Genomic DNA, 19,836 nt, shown 5'->3' on the forward strand with positions numbered 1-19,836 from the left:
TAAATAAACACTTATAAAAAAACCTCGCTACTTGCGAGGTTTTTTTGTGGCTTTTAATTCGTATATCATTGGATAGAGTTTATCTTTTGTTTCATACATTCCTTCTTCATTTTTCACTAAATCAGGCAATACATCGTATGGTGATGCATCGTGTTCCGTAAGGAATTCAATTGTCAAACCTGCATTAATTAAAGCGCTGATAACGTCTCCCAATCCATGGTTCCACGCATATTCTTTACTTATTATTTTAGTTTTTCCATCTTCTGCATACGTTCCTTCATATTCTTCATAAATTACTTCATCTTGACTGTATGCATATCTTAACACTGGCGGTGTCTGTAAATAATCAAACATCCATACAATGGGATGAAATTCTGCCATGTAAAATGTTCCATCATCTTTTAAACGCGATGCAATAATCGTTGCCCACTTTGTTAAGTCTGGCAACCAACCAATAGTCCCATAGCTTGTAAATACAATATCAAATGTATCGGTTACATGGTCATTTACATCAAATACATTACAACAATGAAAAGTAGCGTCTAAATTCAGCTCTTCGTTCAAGGATTTTGCTAATTTAATTGCTTCATCAGACAAATCAATTCCTGTGCATTTTGCCCCCATTCGAGCAAAACTTAAGGTATCTTGTCCAAAATGACATTGCAAGTGTAATAATGATTTTCCAGCAATATTTGGGAGACTATTCAGTTCATATTTCATCAGTGAAGATTTCCCTTTTTTAAAATCTTCCATTGCATACATTTCACTTTTTGCGTGAACTGCTACTTTCTTATTCCAAGTCTCTTTATTAGTTTTAAAATAATTATCATTCATTTTGTCGGATTTTTATGGCTTTTATCGTATTATTGTTTATGATTTTCCTCCTTATGTACAATTGTAAGGAAAAAATTCTAAATCGTACCTGAAATAATCTTACTTAAATTAATTTATATATGAAAAAAACTACTTTTTCACTATTTAAAAGTATTTTCCTTTTATGCTTGTTGATGAGTTTTACAACGTATGCTCAAAATGTTGATGTAATTATTACCGTCGATTGGCCGCAATGGTCTTCTGAAAACCGAGTAGAGTTATACAGTCCTAGCGGCACTTTATTACAAACTGTAGATAATGGCTTTGATGGTAGCGGAAATGCTCCTTATAATGAAACAACAACCGCTGTAAGTTACCCAATTGACGACAATATGCCAGCAGGAACTGGTTATTATGTTACTGTATATGACTTTTATGGAGATGATTGGAATGGCAGTGGAAGTTTGACAATTACTGCAGATGGACAAACTGCATACACTTTTAATGGAGATTTTTCCAATAATGTTACTTCAGGAAATCCTGTTCAGATTTCTCAAACATTCTATTTTGCTTTAGAGGAAGCTCCTGCGCCTCCGCCTCCTTTCCCTGGAGTTTCACAATTTGATACCAGCGGAAACGAATACATAGAGTATATTCCTGGAAATATGCCAATTATTATTGCCGCACCACATGGTGGAGTAAAGCAATCTGGGCAAACTATTGGAGGAACATTTTATGCTGATAATGATGGTGCTTTACCAGATAGAGGTTGTGGTACCAATGAAAGAGATGATAACACTGATATTCTGGTTCGTGAAATTCAACAATCCGTTTTTGAACAAACTGGTTGTTATCCGTATGTGATTATAAACAACTTACACAGAAGTAAATTAGATCCAAATAGAGAACAAAACGAAGCTACTTGCGGAGATGCTGATGCCTTATTCTATTGGAACACTTTCCATAACTTCATTGATCAAGCAAGCGCAGATGTAATGAACAAATGGGGAAAAGGATTGTTTATAGATTTACATGGACAAAGTCATAGTGTCCCTAGAATTGAAGCAGGTTATAATATTTCGGCTTCTGACTTAAATAATGCAACTCCTAACTATTTAAATTCAGTATCAAACTCAACAATTACAAATCTTGTAAGTAATAATTTAGGAAACCTGACTCAAGAAGAGTTGGTTCGTGGCCCAAGCAGTTTAGGTGGACTTTTTAAAGATACTGGTGGAGCATTCTACAACGCACAAGGATATTCTGGTTGCGGTGTAACTTCTGGTTATCGTACCATTCCTAGTGATTTTGATAGTGGCGCTTCTAATAGCTGTGATGATACACGTCCATTTGGCAATGCTTATTTTGATGGAGATTTCTACAACAACAGACGTCACGGTTCTGGTCCAGCTGCTAGTGATGGTGTTGGCGGCGGTGGAACTATTGATGGAATTATGACCGAAGTTAACCGTCGTGTACGTGACTTAGGAACGTATAATGGAAATGTATATGATACAAGACCACAAACTTTAGTGCCTTTTGCTGATGATTATGCAACAGTAATCAAAAACTATATTGATTTACATTACAATGACTTTGCAAACTTTATGTATGCAAATAATACGTATGCAATGGACGATACAGATCCAACACCAACACGTACAACGGGTGTAACTGGTGTATTTACAGCAACGCCTGCTGGATTAGTGATCAATACAACTACAGGGGAAATTGATTTATCAGCTTCTACGATGGGAGTGTATACGATTACACATACTGTTGGTGATTGTAATTTATATGAAACGTCTACAAGTATGACGATCACAAATACGTTGAGTACAAACGATTTTGAAGAAGCTGTTTTTGCTATGTACCCGAATCCAACTACTGGAAAATTACAGATTGAATCTACTACTCCAATTTCAAAAGTAAACGTATACAATTTAGTGGGACAGCAAGTAAAAACGTTTGGAATGCAAAACGATCAAAAAGCTATTGATATTAGTGAATTAAAAACAGGAAGTTATTTTGTAAATCTGCAAGATGCTGCTGGAAACACATATACGAAACTTATTGTGAAGAAGTAATTCAGATCAAAGTAATAGTGCTAAAAATGAAAAGCCTTGCAATTGCGAGGCTTTTGCTTTTTGATTAATGAACGCCGCTCATCAACTTTTTGATGAAAGGTGATATCATAATAACAATCAATCCTATTACAGCTGTTAATACACCAAAAACGGCATATACAGAGACATATTGATATAATTGTTCGAAAGCTGTTTGATTCGGCCCAGAGAATGTAGCCGTTAATCCAGTGACCATTTCTGTAATTTCTCCGAAAATTCCACTCGCAAACATATTCTCAACATCTGAAACTGTGGTAAGCTTGGCTATTTTTCCAGCAAAAAAGTGCCCATAAAAAGATGCTGCAAAGAAAACACCCATAATAAAAGCCAAATACTTTTTAGGAGATAACTCCGTCATTTTTGACAAACCAATTGGAGAAATGCACAACTCGCCTACCGTTAAAATAAAATATCCAACAAATAGATACCACATAGATGTTTTGGCTGATGTATCTGCTGAATTTGCCGACATGGCAAATACGATAAATCCAAGTCCTAATAATAATAAGCCTAAACCTGCTTTGATAGCTGAGTTCGGATTTTTCTTTTTACGAATTAATACTGCCCACAACCATGAAAACGGAATTGCTAAGAGAATGATAAATCCAGAATTGATACTATTGGTTTGTGCTGCATTCAATCCGACAAGGTTGATATTTCGATCGGCAAATAAGGTTAGAGAACTTCCCGCTTGTTCAAAAATTGCCCAAAATAAAGACATCAAAATGGTAAAATAGGCTGTAACCAATAATCGCTTTCGCGCGATGCTTCCGACAGAACGATAGATGTAAATCAACATTGCCGTAATGCCAAACGTAGCAACCCAAACAATGTAATGTTCGTATTGATTGAATCGTACAATTAACGCAAACACAGGAACGGCCAAAAAAGCCCCAATCGTAACTAATTGTCCTTTGTTTAAACCTAAAAACTTCTCATGATATACTTTTTCATCAGGAATTCTTCCTTTGTCTTGAAATACATTTTTATTGGTTCCTCTGTAAAAATAAAACAAGCCTAATAACATTCCCAAACCTGCTAACATAAAACCATAATGCCATCCATAAACTTCTGCAAACCACGCACACAATAACGGAGCTACAGCGCCACCAATGTTGATCCCCATGTAAAATATTGTAAACCCAGAATCGCGTCGTTTGTCGCCTTCTGTATATAATGCGCCTACAAATGTGGAAATATTGGGTTTAAAAAATCCGTTACCAACAATAATTAACGCCAACGAGCCATAGAAAAATAGAGGTTGTTCTATGGTTAAGAAAAAGTGTCCTAACGCCATGAGAATTCCTCCTAAAAATATGGCTCTTCGGTAACCAATATAATGATCGGCAATGATTCCTCCCAATACTGGTGTTACATATACTAAAGACATATATGCTGCAAAAATTCCAATAGACATATCGTCACCAAACAGCAATTGTTTGGTCATGTATAAGATCAATAAGGCTTTCATTCCATAGAACGAAAATCGTTCCCAGAGCTCTGCAAAAAATAAATAAAAAAGTCCCTTAGGATGTCCGAAGCGAGTTTCGGAAACGGTAGATGATTCCATCTGTGTTTGTTTTTAAAATTAGCAATACACAAATGTGTTTCACTGATATTTTAAAAGAAAGTCGTGTAGTAAAGTATAGTAAAAAATAACTCCTTGTGTGCAATTGTGAGTGAAGCACAATTAATTACAAATCTCAGCATATGCACTGTTTTCATTACTTTGCACAAATTCGTGTAGCAAACCTTCATCTATGGTTATGTTTTCAGGAATCATGCGCAATCGGTATTTCCCTTCTCCTAAAAACGTAAACAAGTCTCTTCGTTCCAGCTGTTGTTCGCTATCGAGTTGTAGTATTTCGTTTACATTTTCTATGATACGCGTAAGGTAGGTTTGATTTTTAATTTCGCCTCCAGAACTCACCAAAATACTTTGTACATCACCTGTACCATTTGCACGACGAATTGCAAATTTTAATAGATTTTTATATTGTGTGGTTTTCGATCGAAAATCGACTTCTGCATTGTTGATATTTTTAGATGGAATGCTTAGTTGAATCAAAGACCAATCTAAAAATTGAATACGCATTTCGTTTGGTCGCGGTGTATTTGCCAATTGAATTACCCAACTTGTTGCCAATACCAAGAATAAAGAAATCAACGATGTTTTGGCTATTATTTTAATTAATAATGTTGGAAACGTATCGTTCATTCCTAAAAATACTTCTGGCAATTGCGAGATAAAAATCAATACCATAATGACTGCCGAAATCATAGCAACTAAGTGCAATCCACGATATAAAAAAGTTTTGTAAAACGAAATCAGTAACAAAAAACATAAGAAGCCTGATAAAATCAAATCGGGTACTGCATTCCATTTGACACCAAAATGCACATTATCTCCTCCAAAAACACCTGCCATCACTAAGGTAATTGTAGCAACTGCGAGAATCATTCCGATGATAATCTTTACATTTTTTATATTGTTATAGATAAATTTTGGCGCATAGTAAAAGTAAAAAAGCGCCATCAATAGGAATAAATTATTGACAATCGATAATAAGTTGACACCAACTTGATACGTCATTTGTTCTGAAAATTCAAAATGCTTTGCGATGTATGCCCAAATTCCTGAGCCTACCCATACAAACATTGCCAAGCTCAAATATAATAATCCACTATCTACACGCTTTTGTGAGGCATCTTCTTCTAAAATTTGACGAAAACGCTTCCGTATGTTTGAGTAAATTGCTAATAGTAGAATAGCTCCAACAAAGGATATAAAAATATGCGCTAGGTTATGAAACTGTTCTACATTAGTCATCTGCTATTCTCCCAATATCTTACGAACCAAGTCTTTTTTAGCAGTTTCATCATCACCAAATAACCAACGAAGTACATTGTCTTCCCAGATGTCATCGTATTGTTCTTGGTTGATAATGTCTCGTTCTATAGCTAAGTCTAGTAATTTGCCAGGATACGAAGATTGTGCATCACTTTCCATTTCTCCTAACGGATACGGATCGTCTAATCCCATGATAATTTGATTGTTCCCTTGGCGTTCTACCATCAATTTAAACGAATCTGTATCGTGTACTAATGTATCAAAGTAAATATTAGGATGCCCTACGGCTTTTCGTGGATGTACTTTTCCTTCAAACAAATCTGGACGTCCATCAAATCCTTGAATTCTTCTTCCCAAGTTCATTTGTGCCAATTGTCCACCATGTGCAAAACAGGTTCTAATATTTGGGAAACGCTCTTGCATTCCATTCAGAGTATAAAAATGATACGCATCACCACATTGTGCCAACATCCAAATTAAGTGAAAACGCCAGTTTACATTTTGTAGTTTAATCATTTTATCGCCATCGTAGGGATGAATTTCAATAGCGAGTTTGTATTTATCAGCCAATTCAAAAATTGGATTATTTTCTTCATCAAAAACCGATCGCCACTGCCCTATTGAGTCCATAAAATGCGTTGGTAAACACAGTACACGTAAGCCTAAGTCTTCTACACAACGTTCTATTTCCCACAAAGCACCATGTATAAAACCTGGATGCACTACAAATCCGCAGGTAAATTTTGAAGGATGATTTCGTTGAACTTCTGCATTAAAATCATTCTGAAAACGTAGCGCATGTTTCATGACTTCTAAGCGCAATCCATTTCCATACAACTGCGAAAGATTTAAAATTACCGCATGATCAATTTTGTTTTTCTCCATCCATTCCAGTTTTTCATTTAAGAAAAAACTAGAATCTGTTACAGGTCGTTTCCAACCTTCTTGTAGCATATATTTACGTTCATCATCTACCCAAAACACCTTTTTTTCTTTCATAAAAGCAGGAATTTGTTCAGGGTAAGGTAACAAATGTGAGTGGCCGTTTATTCGCAGTTTTCGTTTCAAGGTTGTGTTGTTTTAAGCGTGTTCAAAAGTGCATTTCGACTATATCTTATTGAATAAAAACTAGTAAGATACTATTTCTATCCTTTACGCAAATTAATTCTATAAAAATAGTATTTATTATGAAATTTGTGATGTATTTAACGTTTTAAAATATTTAAGTTAAAAAAAAGCCTTTAAACTTTTCAATTTCTCAAAAAGCGTAAAGACTCTTAAAATATGGTCGGTTGGTTATTTGCTTAACTTACAAAAGCTGCGGCTACTTTTCGAGCGCTTTTTAATGTAATTGTATTGTTAAACTTATTTTGATAGGCAAAAGTAGTTTCTTTCCCTTGTTTTTGTGCCACAACTTTAACTGGAAATACAAATGATGCTGCGTCCAAATCCAGCTCGTGAGATGCTGCATTATCGCTGTAACTTTCAATAAGTCCAGCAAACTCTGTAGCTAATTTTTCGTTTAAAATGTAGAATTTGCTTCCTCCATTTTGCTTTACGATTAATGCTAATTCTTTACTATGAAATCCTAGCATTGGTTTTTTGTGTAATGGAATTGCAAAGCAACTACTGTTGAGTTGTACAACTTGAGACGCATTGTACATATACCCTTCTTTATCTAATGCTCTTACTAAACGTCCATGCGTGTTAGCTACATTTGCAGATAAATTAGAAATAGAAATGTGGTTCACAGTACTTAGCAAACGGTTAAATCCTTCTCCGATGCTGGTAAGTGAAACATTCTGATTACTTGCTAGTGCAGAACTAGGGAACATTGATAGCGCGCCTGCGCCCATGATACTAGATGCAATAAAGTTTCTTCTATTCATATTATGGTTAGTTTATTAGTTAGCAATGCAATGTACATCGCAAAAGTGGTTTACTGTTAATCAATTTAAGGATTTTTTAACACTTTTTTGAAAGATTCAATGAAAAATATTAATTTCAGTTAGTTTCACTTTTATAATTATAAGATTTTTAATCCATCGTTTATAAATTATACAGTCCAAAATCAGAAATGTTTATTTTAAGAATATTACAAAGATTTTGTACGTCCTCCATCTACAGGCACATTAATTCCATTTATATACGAAGCAGCTTCACTAGCTAAGAAGGCTACAGCGTTTGCAATTTCTTGTGGTTGTGCAAAACGTTTGGCCGGCACCGCACTTTTCATAGCTTCGCTTACCTCATCAATTGATTTTCCTGTTTTAGCTGCCTTGTTTTTTATAATTTCTGATAAACGTTCAGTAGCTGTTGCACCTGGCAATACGTTGTTTACTGTGATTCCAAATTGTCCTAATTCGTTTGCTAATGTTTTTGACCAGTTGGCTACAGCTCCACGAATAGTGTTTGAAACGCCCAAACCGTCTAAAGGTTGTTTTACCGAAGTAGATATTACATTGATGATTCGTCCATAACCAGCTTCTTTCATACCTCCTACTACAGTTTGTGCTAATACATGATTGCATTTTAAGTGTTGAGTAAAGGCACGTTCAAACTCATCAATTTTCGCGTTAAATACTGGTCCGCCAGCTGGTCCGCCTGTGTTATTGATTAAGATATGAAAGGAATCATTTTCTGAAACATGTGCTTCAATTTTTGCTCTCAATCCATCTGGATTTTGAAAGTCAGCAACGATATAATTGTGTTTCTGTCCTTTTGAAGTATCTAATTCTGAAAGTACATTTTGTAATTTTTCTTCATTTCTAGCAGTCAAAGTTACATTAGCTCCTAGCATTGCTAGCTCTTGTGCAGTTGCTTTTCCAATTCCTTGTGTACTTCCACAAACAAGTGCGTTTTTATGTTGTAAGTTTAGGTTCATATGTTGTTTGTTATTTTCTCTTTTCGTTGATTTGTTGATTTGTTGATTTGTTAGTTTAAAATACTGTTCAACTTAAAACTCAACATTTATAATTTTATACTACGAATATTTAATACATATATTTTTAGGTTCTGTGAAGAAACGTAAAGCTTCTAATCCACCTTCACGACCTACTCCTGAGTTTTTCATTCCACCAAAAGGTGTACGTAAATCACGCAATAACCATGTATTTACCCAAACAATTCCTGCTTCGAGTTGTTTAGACATACGCATGGTACGGTTTAAATTGTTTGTCCATAATGTAGATGACAATCCATATCGTACTCCATTTGCCATAGCTAAGACTTCCTCTTCTGTATCAAATGGCATGATAGTTACAATTGGACCAAATATTTCTTCTTGATTTACACGACATTGATCGGTTGGTACTTCAATGACTGTTGGCTGTAAGTAGTATCCATTTTCAAATCCTTCAACTACAACCCCATTTCCACCGCATAGAATGGTTCCGCCTTCTTCTTTGGCGATGTCTATATATGATTTTACTTTTTCTAAGTGTGGTTTTGATACTAAAGCACCAACTTTTGTAGTTTCATCAAATGGATTCCCTACTTTGAGTTGTTTCACGCGTGCCACAAAGTCCGTTTTGAATTTGTCATAGATGCTTCTTTCTACAAAAATTCGCGATCCACACAAACAGATTTGTCCTTGATTTGCAAAGGAAGATCGCACCGTAACTTTCAACATTTCGTCATAATCACAATCTGTAAAGATGATATTTGGATTTTTTCCTCCTAATTCTAGCGAGAGCTTTTTAAACATTGGTGCTGCAGTTCTTGCAATATGCGCTCCGGTTGCCGTTCCACCCGTAAATGATATCGCTTTTATGTTTGGATGCTCTGTAATTGCTTGTCCAGTAGTATGTCCCAAACCGTGCACAATGTTTAATACACCGTTTGGCAAACCTGCTTTGGTACAGATTTCACCTAGTAAATATGCTGTCATGGGCGTGACTTCACTTGGCTTAGCTACAACCGTATTTCCTGTGGCTAATGCAGGCGCAATTTTCCACGTAAAAAGATATAATGGTAAATTCCATGGTGAAATGCAACCTACAACTCCTATTGGTTGACGCAAGGTAAAATTCATAGCATTGAGTCCAATACTTTCATGTGCTTCACTTGAAAATTGCGTAATGGCTTGTGCAAAGAATTTGAAGTTACTTGTAGCTCTCGGAATGTCAATTCGCGAAGCTAGACTTAATGGTTTTCCATTGTCTAAAGATTCTGCATGTGCTAACTCTGTTAAGCTTTCTTCTATGAGTTCTGCAATTTTATTGAGAATATTGCTTCGTTCTTCAAGTGTTGTTTGCGACCAACTTGGAAAAGCAGCTTTGGCAGCTTGATATGCTGCTTCGACATCTTCTGCTGACGAATTTGGAATGTGCCCGTACACTTCTCCATTGGAAGGATTGTAATTATCAATCCACGCGTTACTTTTGGGCGCTACATAACTTCCGTTGATATAGTTGAGAATCTTTTTCATACGATAAACTATTGTTTTTTATACGCAACAACTTTAATCTCCACTACCAAATCAGGATGTGGCAATTGATGTACCGCAACTGTGGTACGTGTTGGTCCAGTTTCTTTATCAAAGAATTCTCCGTAAGCCTCATTGTATCCTGCAAAATCATTCATATTTACCAAAAATGAAGTCACATCTACAACATCTGCCAAACTTGCACCAACGCTTTGTAAGTTTTTGTCAATGTTTTTTAATACTTCACGGGTTTGTGTACGAATATTTAAATGCTTCGTTCCCATTTCGTCAATGATATCAACTCCGGCAATGGAATTGTCAGGTCTTCGTGAACTTGTTCCTGATACAAATATAAAATCTCCAACACGTTTGGTGTGTGGATATGCGCCTCTTGGAGTTACTTTTTTTTCTTGCATTTTTGTTGGGTGTTATTTATTAATTTGGCTCTTGGCTCTTGGCTCTTGGCTCTTGGCTCTTGGCTCTTGGCTCTTAAAAAGTATGTTTTTTATTAATTCGTTGATTTGTTAATTTGATTTGACTTTGTTACTCAAAAAACTTTTACATTTTACATCTAGCAGTTTTTCCATTTATAATTTCAAAGTACTTCTGCCATTTCCAGCAACTTAATAATGGTTTTCCAGTTTCTAGTTGTGGCTTGCGTTTTGAGTTTACGCTCAAAGAGATTGTTCGTCAATTTGCTTCTCCCAAAACCATTTGGACAGTAAAGATATACTTCTGAATCAATAATTTTAAATCGATCGTTTTTACTATCAACTTCTATCTTCATTTCTTCTTTAGGAACTATTGCTAAAAATGTAATTGCTTGTTTTGAAATATCTTCTTCAGTAAATGGATTGTTAGCTATGGCTTTTTTCCATTGCTCGATTGTTTTTACCAAAACAGGCACATCATAATCATATTGTTTTTTGATTGCTTCCGAGATTTGGCTTCCTAATTTTTCTTGATCTTTTTCATCGGATTTAAAAACCACATTTCCACTTTGAATATAGGTTTGTACGTCTGTAAAATTTAACTTAGAAAGCAAAGCACGAAGTTCTACCATAGGCAGTTTTTTACTTCCTGAAACGTTGATTCCACGTAAGATGGCAATGTATATCATGTTGGTTGGTTGTGTGCGTTTCAAAGATACATTTTTTGAGATAATTATTTAATTGTTTTCCTATCGCTTTTGGTAACCTTATTCCTCTCTTTGTTGATTGCTTTTTTTGTGGACTAGTTAGAACTTGCTAACGTCAATATTAAAAAACCTAATTATTACTTAAAGTATATTGCTCGTTTCGAATCTTTAGTTACTTTTATGAAACATTTTAACCATATACCTAACTACATTCCATAATGAAAAACTCATTACTTTCCATTATTATATTTCTTTTAGGAATTCAAACCATTTTTAGTCAAAACAACCAAAGTTCCGATATTGTTGTAGGCAGTACATTTAGCATTCATTCTGATATTCTAGGTGAAAATAGAACTTGTATTGTAAATCTCCCTGATTCTTATGAATATGCAGATGAAACTGATAGTTATCCCGTTATTATTTTGTTGGATGGATCTACGTATTTTAAAACTGCGGCAAGCACGGTACATTTTATGAGTTCTGGCAGCAATAGAAATGGTTTGATGCCAGAAAGTATTGTGGTTGCTATTGAAAATGTAGATCGTGAACGTGATTTTACACTAACTAAAATAAAAACCAAGCGTAAAAACACCATGGGTGGCGGAAGAAATTTTCTAAGGTTTATAGAAAAAGAGTTGATTCCATATATTGATAAAAATTATAAAACGAAACCATTTCGTACTCTTATTGGACATTCGTTAGGAGGACTTTTAACAATTAACGCGTATTTAGATAAAAACAGTCTTTTTGATGCCTATATTGCCATTGATCCTAGTCTTTGGTGGGACGAAAAAATGATGCAACAAAAGATAGCTACTGCACAACCTGTTTCATTACAGAAGAAATTATACATTGCAACGGCTAATCAAGGGGAACGAAATCGTGGACGCAATAAAAAAAGACACGATGCTTTTTATAAAGGTCTTACACAAAAAGCTAAAGAAACGTTAGATGCAAAAATTGAATATTTTGAAAATGAACATCATCGTTCTATTGTATTGATTGCTATGTATCAAGGATTAAAGTTTCTTCATCAATAAAGATATTCTTGAAATAAGACAACACAATTATTCTTTTTGATAATTCTGAATAAACTAATCTTTTGAACACATTTTTTTATCCTAGTTTTATAGTCTTATAAAAAGAGCTTGTTCATGAGACAGTTGACATTACTATTTATTTTTGCTTTTATAAGCCATATCCATGCCCTGACTGATTTATCAAATGACAAATCATTTGATGAGTTGATAGCATTGTATTCTGAATCTATTCATAAAGATCTTTCAACAGCATTTGAAATATGCTATCAGAGCCAAAAGCATTATTGAAATTAGTGAGAAACAAAAAGCAGAAACCATTTATTATATCTCCAAATATTATCATGAGTTACAAAACAATAAAGATGCTTTAACACATGTGGAATTAGCTTTATCAAAAAGTATGTCCCTCAAATATGAATTACTTTTTATATAAATGCTTTTCCTTAAAAGGCAATATTTATAATGATTTAGGTCAAGATTCCAATGCACTTGTGGCATATTCGAAAGCCATGGAATATACGCAAGGTTAAGGAGCTTCTCATAAAATTCCTCTTTTATCTAATATTGCTTTTATAAATAAACTACATAAAGATTTTGAAAAAGCTATTGACTAATATAAAGAAGTGCTGAAACTTTCGGATACTTTAAAAAATAAAATGGACAGTACAGTATATAAACTCATAGCACTCTTGAATATTGCTGATACTTATCTTTGGCTGAAAAATACCGATGAAGCCGAGTTATATAATGAAGCTGGATTAACAAAATGTAGTCCTAAGAATTTATCATGGTTATACTATCCTTTTTTAATGAACAAAGCTATTATTCATTACCAAAGAAGACAGTATAATGACTGTATTTCGTTGTCTAAACAACTTAAAGATATTACTAAGGTTGACAATAATCAAGATTTATATCTTACTGCTATATTTTATATAGGAAAAAGCTCTTATAAATTAAACGTGTATCAAGAATCCTTAACGTATTTAGAAAAAGCTTTGGCGCTTACAAATACTTCAGATAATGTAAATATTAATGAAAAGGAATTGCATGAATTTCTTGCCTTAGCTTATAATAAGATCGGAAATTCTTAAAAAATGTCATTTCATTTTGAGCGTTATTCCGTATTAGAGAAAAAAACAGAGTGCTGACGATTTAAAAATCAATAATGAAACCCATAAATTAATTGACGTTGCTCCATTAAACACCGAAATAGATTCTTTAGGGAAACAGTTTACTACACAGTCAAAAAATAAAAAATGGTTGTTTATTATATCTATCAGCTCCATTTTACTCTTTGTCTTTAGCATTGTTTATTACAAAATAAGAGAAAAGCATACGAAAAAAAAGTTTCAGGAATTATTAAGAAAAGTAACCTTGCTAGAATAAAAGAAGAAAAAAATTGCTTCCAAAAAGGAAAAAATACTTGACGATAAAGCTAATATCATTTTAGACAAGATCATTGATTTTGAAAAGAATGAAACATTATTTATCAGTAGACTGTAGTTTAGGTTTTATGGCAGAAAAATTAGGAACAAACACTTTGTTTTATCTAAAACAATTAATAAATATAGAGGAAAACCATATGCAGCTTATATTAATGAATTGCGAATTAATGCTGCTTTAATCAAATTGAAAAACGATAAAATCTTACAATCAAATAATATGACAGCCATAGCAGAAACGTTTGGTTTTAAAATACAGGAAACATTTTCGAAGGCTTTTAAAGCACATACGGGCATATATCCTTCTCAATTCTTAAAAAAATCTTACAAAAAATAGCTCATCCATTGATGATTTATGAATCATCAATGGCATATATTTCATTTTAATTTATTGTTTTTAGCTTTATTACTACTAATTACAAAACAAATTCCATGAAGAAAAAAACCTTAAAAACTTAACATTGCACACACGCAAAATTTCTGACCTAACACTTCTTCACAAAAATATTGGAGGAGGTCCAAATTCTGACCTTGATACAGAACCAACAATAAGAACCGATGATTTGACAATCGTACAAATTTGTCAAACCAAATATGAAAGCTGTGATTTTACGGACTGTGTTACAAATAGTGGTACTATAAAACTCCTCCTCCATCAGAATATGTTTTATGTGATCAATCAAGCGTTCAATAAACATCTTGATTTTAGACTATATGAAAAAGGCATTGATGATTTATGGTTCATCAATGCCTTTTCTTTTTTGCACTTTAAAAAAGGGCTTGTTTTACCTCTCCTAATTTTAAAACATATATTATGAAAAAAAGAACTTAAAAGTCTTTAAATCTTAACAAAAAATCTATTTCTAACTTTTCTTCTAATGTGATTTTAGGACAAGGTCCCAAGACCATTACTCCAGAATGTACACTTAAGTTTACGTATGATATGTTATGCTTACGTTTTACTTATAATAATGATTGTTTCCCACATTCAAGATATGATTGTGAAATCACATCAGATTTATAAACGACTGATTTTTGTTAAGACATGTAAAGTTTGAACTTTGGTTCAGGTAAAGTCGGAAGGTTTTCTTCCGGCTTTTCTATTTTTAAATACTAACTTTATAATTTGTTGTTTGAGGTTAGTTTTATCTAAAATATATGAACCAACTATTAATTTTTGATTTAGACGACACGCTATTTGAAACCAAATCTATTGGTAAGAAAGCTGTGAAACCTATTTTTGATCAGTTTGATCCTTTATTGATTGCAAAATTTGGAAAGGAAATGACTGCGAAAATTGTTCCTGAATTGTGGAAGTATCCTTTTGACTTTGTTTCACAGAAATACGGTTTTGACACGCATCAAAATGCTGAATTTGCGCGTTTGATAAATGTTCACAATTATGAATTGAACATTCAAACTTTTGAAGATTGTAATGTGATTGAAGATTTATCACAAGAAAAAATACTTGTGACCACAGGTTTTTCAAAATTGCAACATGCTAAAATCCATTTTCTAGGCATCAAAGAACAGTTTAGTGAGATTTATATTGACGATATTCTGAGTCCAACTCGAATTTTTAAGAAAGGTATTTTTCAAAATATTCTTCTAAAAAGAAAAATAGATCCAACTCGCGTATACATTATTGGAGACAATCCAACTTCTGAATTAAAAGCAGGTTTTGAACTTGGTTTGAATACCATTCAAGTGGCTAAATTTGGACAAGAAAGGTCAATATACGCTAAACATTGTATTTCAAATTTTAATGAGTTGCTTACTATTTTGGAGTAACTTACAATGTAAACTTTCGAAATATTATTACATTCCATCAATAAGATTCAACAATTCAGAAAGTAAAAATTTCAATTCTTAAAATATAACTAGAATTTTGCAAGTGTATTATCTAACACACCTTAAGTAAAGAACATCATGAGCAAAAAGAAAACCATCATAATTAGAATACTTTTATTAGTCGGAACCGTAACTTCATTGTTTTTTGTGCCTTGGTTATTGGTAAAAGCATGGATACTACCACTTCCAGATACGGTTCAGAAACAATTAGATGAAGCTATTGGCCATGGGTTTGATGGCATGATTGTGTATGTAGACCAAGCAAACAAACCCGCTCAGTTTTACGCTTCCGGTTGGCATAATAGAGAAACTAAGATTCCTGCCAAACCAGATGCCTTATTTAAGATTGCGAGTATTAGCAAACTGTATGATGCGGTTGCAATTACTAAACTGGTTCATGAAGGCAAACTTTCTTTAGATAAAACAATCGCTGATTATTTACCAGCACTTGTGGGTAGAATTGAAAATGCTGAAAAAATAACCTTGAAGTTACTGATACAGCATAGAAGTGGTATTCCTAATTTTACGGATGCACCTAATTTTTGGGAAAATCCAACGAAGACGTATGAAGAAAGTCTTGGTTTGATTTTGGACAAATCTGCTAATTTTGAACCTGATGAAGATTATGAATATTGTAACACTAATTATCTTTTACTTAATAAGATCATGGATAATGCACTTGGATATCATAATTTTCAATTCATTAAAGAAAAAGTTTTAATTCCATTGAATCTTAATAATACTTTCAGCTCACTAAACGAAGTAAACATGGATGATGTCATGAGTGGTTATCACGTAGGATATTCTTTAGATTTAAAAGAAGATGAACACGGCATGCTTGCAACTGCACAAGATGTTGGCACATTCCTAAGAGCATTGAATGACGGATCGGTCTTTGAGCCAGGAGAAGCGGAAATATATGCTTCCTTGTATAAATATGAACATGCTGGTTGGGTTCCTGGATATCAAAGTTTTGCTAAATACTACAAAGATATTGATGCTGTAATTGTTGAATTTTACAACACAACAGATCCGAAACTTTATAATTGGAACTTATCAGAAATCATCAATAATAGAATTAAAAGTATTATTGAGCATAAAAATTAGTTACAGGTACTTTCAAATTCTCTTTATCTTTTAAAAAGTATATCTAGCGCAACAATGCATTCACATCTGCTTTATACATTTTCCCAATCGGAATTATATGTTCGCCAATTAGCATACGATTGCCTTCAATGCTTTTAATATGTTTTACAGCAACCGCAAACGATTTATGTACTTGTAAAAAATCATGGCTTGGTAACAAAGCAATGATATCTGAGATTTTTTCACGAATGGTAATTGTTTCTGCATCTGTGACAACTTTAGTATAATTTCCAGAAGCTTCTATATAATGAATTGTATCTGTAAAAACTTGTACATACTTGTTTTGCGAACGCAGAAAAATACTTTTAGAAGTTTCCTTCCTTTTCTCCACAATAGTTACTGCAGGTTTTGAAGCTACACTGACGGTTTTGTTGATAGCTTTGAGAAAGCGTTCAAAGGAAAATGGTTTTAGCAAATAATCTGAAATATTCAATTCATAACCTTCCAAAGCATATTCTTGATACGCTGTTGTTACAATTACTTTTGGCGGATGTGATAAGGTTTTTAAAAAATCAAATCCTTTAAGTTTGGGCATATTTAAATCAAGGAAAATTAAATCAACCGCATGCTCGTTTAAATATTGCATGGCTTCTAGCGCATTGTAACAATGTTTTTTTAATTCCATGTTTGGCAATAAATCACAATATCCTTTTATAATATCATGTGCAATAGGTTCGTCGTCAATAATTAAATAACTAATCATGATAATTGAAGCGTTAGTTGGGATGTATATATTTCGTCCATACTTTTAAAAGATAAAGAATGTTTTTTTGGGTAGATTAATTCCAATCTTCTTTTCAGGTTCTTCAAACCGATTCCTTTAGTTTCAGAGATTGATTCTGGATCAAAGTTATTCTCTACAGTAAAGATAATTTCATTTTTATTGGTAGTTAAATCAATAGCTACAAAAGCATTATCATATAAATTTTCTACACCATGTTTAAACGCATTTTCTAACAAGTTTATAAATAACAAGGGGACAATTTCAACGTTCTCATCATAAATATTTGTATTGAATTTCACATTGATTTCTTTGTGATAGCGCATTTTATGCAATTCAATATAGTTCTTTAAATACGCCACTTCTTCTGCAATGGTAACACTACTTTTTTGCCCGTCATAAATACTGTAGCGCATCATGTCAGACAGTTTCAAAATTAATGCTTGCGCCTTTTGAGAATCTTTAGCTACCAAACCATATAAATTATTCAACATGTTAAAGAAAAAATGAGGATTCACCTGACTTTGTAAATGCAGCACTTCCATTTTTTGCTGTTCTTTTTTTAGTGTTAGCGTTGCACTAATTTGTTTAAAGAGCCAATAAAAGCCGAGTCCGACCATGAATATAAACAAAATGATGTATGTAGTAAACACGCCAATACTGACGGAAGGATGATAGTTTTCCAGAAAGACTACCGAATGTTTTTCAGTCGTCAATACTTCGTACATCGTAATAATTAACGGATACAAGAGTATCGCAACTCCGATGAAGATGAATGTTTTTTTGTAGTATTTTTTGAATGACATGACACAAATGTAACCGAAAAGTGTTCGATGTCAAAAGAAGTTGATAAACGACTTTAAATCGATGTTGTTTTAATCAAAATCTGTGATGAACGACTTTCAAATTCAAAAATCAACAATGTATCACTCATGAAGTATTGTTGATCCCAAAAGTTTTTTTAGAGCATGTTTCGCTAAGTAGGTTTGCAGCAATAATTCACACAAAAACATCATGAAAAAACGAATTTTACGATATGTAAAGCATATCACAGTTACCATTTTAGTTTTAGCAATTAGCGCCATTTTATTTGGATTGTATCACGGCGCATCACTTCATTATAGCGATCATCCATCACGAATGAATTTGGACAAAGAAGGTCCGTATGTGTTTTATGAAAATGATTCTACACTTAGCGTGAATTACCTCAGAGGAAACAAGAACGAAGGTTTTTATACCTCAACAAAAAAGTATGCAATGCAAAGTGAAATTCTAGGCAGTTGTTATTTTCCTTTAGAAGACTCTTCATTTGATTTTACCATTAATACTACAATTGAAACACCTCAAGTTGTTTACAATGATGACTATCCAATTGTAGCAATTTCAGATATTGAAAGTGGCTATAAAACCTTTCGCGATTTCCTGATTGCACAAAATGTAATTGATCAAAATTTAGATTGGACATTTGGCAAAGGCCATTTGGTATTGGTAGGCGATTTTGTAGATCGTGGATTTTCTACCACACAAGTTTTATGGTTTGTATACAAACTTGAACAAGAAGCCAAAAAACATGGTGGATTGGTACATTTTATTATTGGAAATCAAGAGTTAAAAAATATGCAAGCTAAGTTTGGTGCAGCTTCTCAAAAGTACTTAGCAGTTTCTGCAATTTTAGATAAGCAACAAAACGATTTGTACAGTCAAGCATCATTTTTAGGAAAATGGTTGGCAAGCAAAAATGCGATTGAAAAAATTAACGGGCATATTTTTGTACATGGCGGCATTCATCCAGAAGTTGCGGAATTAGGTTTGTCTTTAGAAGAAATCAATCAAATTTCCAAAGATCATTATTACAAAGCGTATTTTCCAAAACCACAAAAAACACCTGTTGAAACCATCACATCAACACGTAAAGGAATTTCATGGTATCGCGGATATTTTAGAGGTAATATATCACAAGAAGAAATAGATGTACAACTAAAAACTTTTAATGCAAAATCAGTAGTTGTTGGACACACCGTTCAATCACGCGTAACTGCACTCTTTGAGGGGAAAGTAATTGGAATTGATGTAAAACATCCAAAAGATTATAGCAAAAGTTGGCCTCACACAGAATCTGAAGGTTTATACATTAAAAATCATACTATGTATCGTTTGCTTCATGATGGAACTAAAGAAATGTTGTAATTTAGATTTTCGATTCAATTCATTTTAAAATGACCTACATCAATTAATGGTTTCAATTTCCAGATACGTTCTCTGTTACATGTCCAAATTGG

18 protein-coding genes are annotated in these 19,836 nt (G+C 33.4%); 7 read left to right on the forward strand and 11 right to left on the reverse strand.

Annotation, left to right across the window (positions count from 1 at the left end):
* Positions 1 to 27: 27 nt before the first annotated feature.
* On the reverse strand, positions 28 to 834 hold the full coding sequence (locus tag MK119_RS10175) for a class I SAM-dependent methyltransferase (RefSeq protein ID WP_290677915.1): 807 nt from the start codon (positions 832 to 834) through the stop codon (positions 28 to 30).
* A 119-nt stretch (positions 835 to 953) separates the two neighbouring features.
* Between MK119_RS10175 and MK119_RS10180 the strand changes: the two genes are divergently transcribed.
* Positions 954 to 2,900 (forward strand): T9SS type A sorting domain-containing protein, encoded by a 1,947-nt coding sequence (locus MK119_RS10180; RefSeq protein WP_290677918.1) that lies wholly within the window; start codon positions 954 to 956, stop codon positions 2,898 to 2,900.
* A 64-nt stretch (positions 2,901 to 2,964) separates the two neighbouring features.
* Here MK119_RS10180 and MK119_RS10185 read toward each other — a convergent pair whose 3' ends face one another.
* The 8 genes from MK119_RS10185 to MK119_RS10220 form a co-directional block, all read right to left on the reverse strand.
* Positions 2,965 to 4,509 (reverse strand): oligopeptide:H+ symporter, encoded by a 1,545-nt coding sequence (locus tag MK119_RS10185; RefSeq protein ID WP_290677921.1) that lies wholly within the window; start codon positions 4,507 to 4,509, stop codon positions 2,965 to 2,967.
* Positions 4,510 to 4,629: 120 nt separating this feature from the next.
* Positions 4,630 to 5,769: a hypothetical protein gene (locus MK119_RS10190; RefSeq protein ID WP_290677924.1), complete on the reverse strand. Its 1,140-nt coding sequence runs from the start codon at positions 5,767 to 5,769 to the stop codon at positions 4,630 to 4,632.
* Between the two features lie 3 nt (positions 5,770 to 5,772).
* Positions 5,773 to 6,858: an amidohydrolase family protein gene (locus MK119_RS10195; protein ID WP_290677927.1), complete on the reverse strand. Its 1,086-nt coding sequence runs from the start codon at positions 6,856 to 6,858 to the stop codon at positions 5,773 to 5,775.
* 236 nt (positions 6,859 to 7,094) lie between these two features.
* Complete coding sequence (locus tag MK119_RS10200) at positions 7,095 to 7,679, reverse strand: hypothetical protein (protein ID WP_290677930.1); 585 nt, start codon at positions 7,677 to 7,679, stop codon at positions 7,095 to 7,097.
* A gap of 206 nt (positions 7,680 to 7,885) precedes the next feature.
* Complete coding sequence (locus MK119_RS10205) at positions 7,886 to 8,674, reverse strand: SDR family oxidoreductase (RefSeq protein WP_290677933.1); 789 nt, start codon at positions 8,672 to 8,674, stop codon at positions 7,886 to 7,888.
* Between the two features lie 99 nt (positions 8,675 to 8,773).
* Entirely contained in the window at positions 8,774 to 10,219 is a 1,446-nt protein-coding gene (locus tag MK119_RS10210; RefSeq protein WP_290677936.1) for an aldehyde dehydrogenase, read from the reverse strand.
* A gap of 8 nt (positions 10,220 to 10,227) precedes the next feature.
* On the reverse strand, positions 10,228 to 10,632 hold the full coding sequence (locus tag MK119_RS10215) for a RidA family protein (RefSeq protein ID WP_290677939.1): 405 nt from the start codon (positions 10,630 to 10,632) through the stop codon (positions 10,228 to 10,230).
* A 179-nt stretch (positions 10,633 to 10,811) separates the two neighbouring features.
* The gene (locus tag MK119_RS10220) at positions 10,812 to 11,360 is read right to left on the reverse strand and encodes a DUF1697 domain-containing protein (RefSeq protein ID WP_290677942.1); all 549 of its coding nucleotides are present in this window, start codon (positions 11,358 to 11,360) and stop codon (positions 10,812 to 10,814) included.
* A 212-nt stretch (positions 11,361 to 11,572) separates the two neighbouring features.
* Here MK119_RS10220 and MK119_RS10225 point away from each other — a divergent pair, with 212 nt between their 5' ends.
* The 5 genes from MK119_RS10225 to MK119_RS10240 all read left to right on the forward strand — a co-directional run bounded on the left by MK119_RS10225 (position 11,573) and on the right by MK119_RS10240 (position 16,797).
* A complete protein-coding gene (locus MK119_RS10225) occupies positions 11,573 to 12,394 on the forward strand; it encodes an alpha/beta hydrolase-fold protein (RefSeq protein ID WP_290677945.1) in 822 nt (273 codons plus the stop codon).
* 656 nt (positions 12,395 to 13,050) lie between these two features.
* Positions 13,051 to 13,488 carry a hypothetical protein gene (locus tag MK119_RS10230; protein ID WP_290677948.1) on the forward strand — a complete coding sequence of 146 codons (438 nt, stop codon included), beginning with the start codon at positions 13,051 to 13,053 and terminating at the stop codon, positions 13,486 to 13,488.
* A gap of 466 nt (positions 13,489 to 13,954) precedes the next feature.
* Positions 13,955 to 14,176: a helix-turn-helix domain-containing protein gene (locus tag MK119_RS24275; protein WP_366512792.1), complete on the forward strand. Its 222-nt coding sequence runs from the start codon at positions 13,955 to 13,957 to the stop codon at positions 14,174 to 14,176.
* A gap of 821 nt (positions 14,177 to 14,997) precedes the next feature.
* Positions 14,998 to 15,630 (forward strand): HAD hydrolase-like protein, encoded by a 633-nt coding sequence (locus MK119_RS10235; protein WP_290677951.1) that lies wholly within the window; start codon positions 14,998 to 15,000, stop codon positions 15,628 to 15,630.
* 138 nt (positions 15,631 to 15,768) lie between these two features.
* The gene (locus MK119_RS10240; RefSeq protein ID WP_290677954.1) at positions 15,769 to 16,797 is read left to right on the forward strand and encodes a serine hydrolase domain-containing protein; all 1,029 of its coding nucleotides are present in this window, start codon (positions 15,769 to 15,771) and stop codon (positions 16,795 to 16,797) included.
* 43 nt (positions 16,798 to 16,840) lie between these two features.
* Here the strand turns inward: MK119_RS10240 and MK119_RS10245 are convergent, their stop codons facing one another.
* Both MK119_RS10245 and MK119_RS10250 read right to left on the reverse strand, forming a co-directional pair.
* Entirely contained in the window at positions 16,841 to 17,539 is a 699-nt protein-coding gene (locus MK119_RS10245; protein ID WP_290677957.1) for a LytTR family DNA-binding domain-containing protein, read from the reverse strand.
* Entirely contained in the window at positions 17,536 to 18,363 is an 828-nt protein-coding gene (locus tag MK119_RS10250; protein ID WP_290677960.1) for a histidine kinase, read from the reverse strand. The genes MK119_RS10245 and MK119_RS10250 overlap by 4 nt, the downstream gene beginning before the upstream one ends.
* Positions 18,364 to 18,571: 208 nt before the next feature.
* Between MK119_RS10250 and MK119_RS10255 the strand changes: the two genes are divergently transcribed.
* Positions 18,572 to 19,744 carry a metallophosphoesterase gene (locus tag MK119_RS10255; RefSeq protein WP_290677963.1) on the forward strand — a complete coding sequence of 391 codons (1,173 nt, stop codon included), beginning with the start codon at positions 18,572 to 18,574 and terminating at the stop codon, positions 19,742 to 19,744.
* Positions 19,745 to 19,836 lie beyond the last annotated feature (92 nt).

Origin of the sequence: Kordia sp. (assembly GCF_022447245.1) — a bacterium.
Classification (GTDB): domain Bacteria; phylum Bacteroidota; class Bacteroidia; order Flavobacteriales; family Flavobacteriaceae; genus Kordia.

Coding starts and splice junctions, on each gene's coding strand:
- MK119_RS10235 (WP_290677951.1), top strand. CDS start 14,998: ATGAACCAACTATTAATTTTTGATTTAGACGACACGCTATTTGAAACC.
- MK119_RS10190 (WP_290677924.1), bottom strand. CDS start 5,769: ATGACTAATGTAGAACAGTTTCATAACCTAGCGCATATTTTTATATCC.
- MK119_RS10250 (WP_290677960.1), bottom strand. CDS start 18,363: ATGTCATTCAAAAAATACTACAAAAAAACATTCATCTTCATCGGAGTT.
- MK119_RS10245 (WP_290677957.1), bottom strand. CDS start 17,539: ATGATTAGTTATTTAATTATTGACGACGAACCTATTGCACATGATATT.
- MK119_RS10200 (WP_290677930.1), bottom strand. CDS start 7,679: ATGAATAGAAGAAACTTTATTGCATCTAGTATCATGGGCGCAGGCGCG.
- MK119_RS10210 (WP_290677936.1), bottom strand. CDS start 10,219: ATGAAAAAGATTCTCAACTATATCAACGGAAGTTATGTAGCGCCCAAA.
- MK119_RS10215 (WP_290677939.1), bottom strand. CDS start 10,632: ATGCAAGAAAAAAAAGTAACTCCAAGAGGCGCATATCCACACACCAAA.
- MK119_RS10185 (WP_290677921.1), bottom strand. CDS start 4,509: ATGGAATCATCTACCGTTTCCGAAACTCGCTTCGGACATCCTAAGGGA.
- MK119_RS10205 (WP_290677933.1), bottom strand. CDS start 8,674: ATGAACCTAAACTTACAACATAAAAACGCACTTGTTTGTGGAAGTACA.
- MK119_RS10230 (WP_290677948.1), top strand. CDS start 13,051: ATGGACAGTACAGTATATAAACTCATAGCACTCTTGAATATTGCTGAT.
- MK119_RS10240 (WP_290677954.1), top strand. CDS start 15,769: ATGAGCAAAAAGAAAACCATCATAATTAGAATACTTTTATTAGTCGGA.
- MK119_RS10175 (WP_290677915.1), bottom strand. CDS start 834: ATGAATGATAATTATTTTAAAACTAATAAAGAGACTTGGAATAAGAAA.
- MK119_RS10180 (WP_290677918.1), top strand. CDS start 954: ATGAAAAAAACTACTTTTTCACTATTTAAAAGTATTTTCCTTTTATGC.
- MK119_RS10255 (WP_290677963.1), top strand. CDS start 18,572: ATGAAAAAACGAATTTTACGATATGTAAAGCATATCACAGTTACCATT.
- MK119_RS10225 (WP_290677945.1), top strand. CDS start 11,573: ATGAAAAACTCATTACTTTCCATTATTATATTTCTTTTAGGAATTCAA.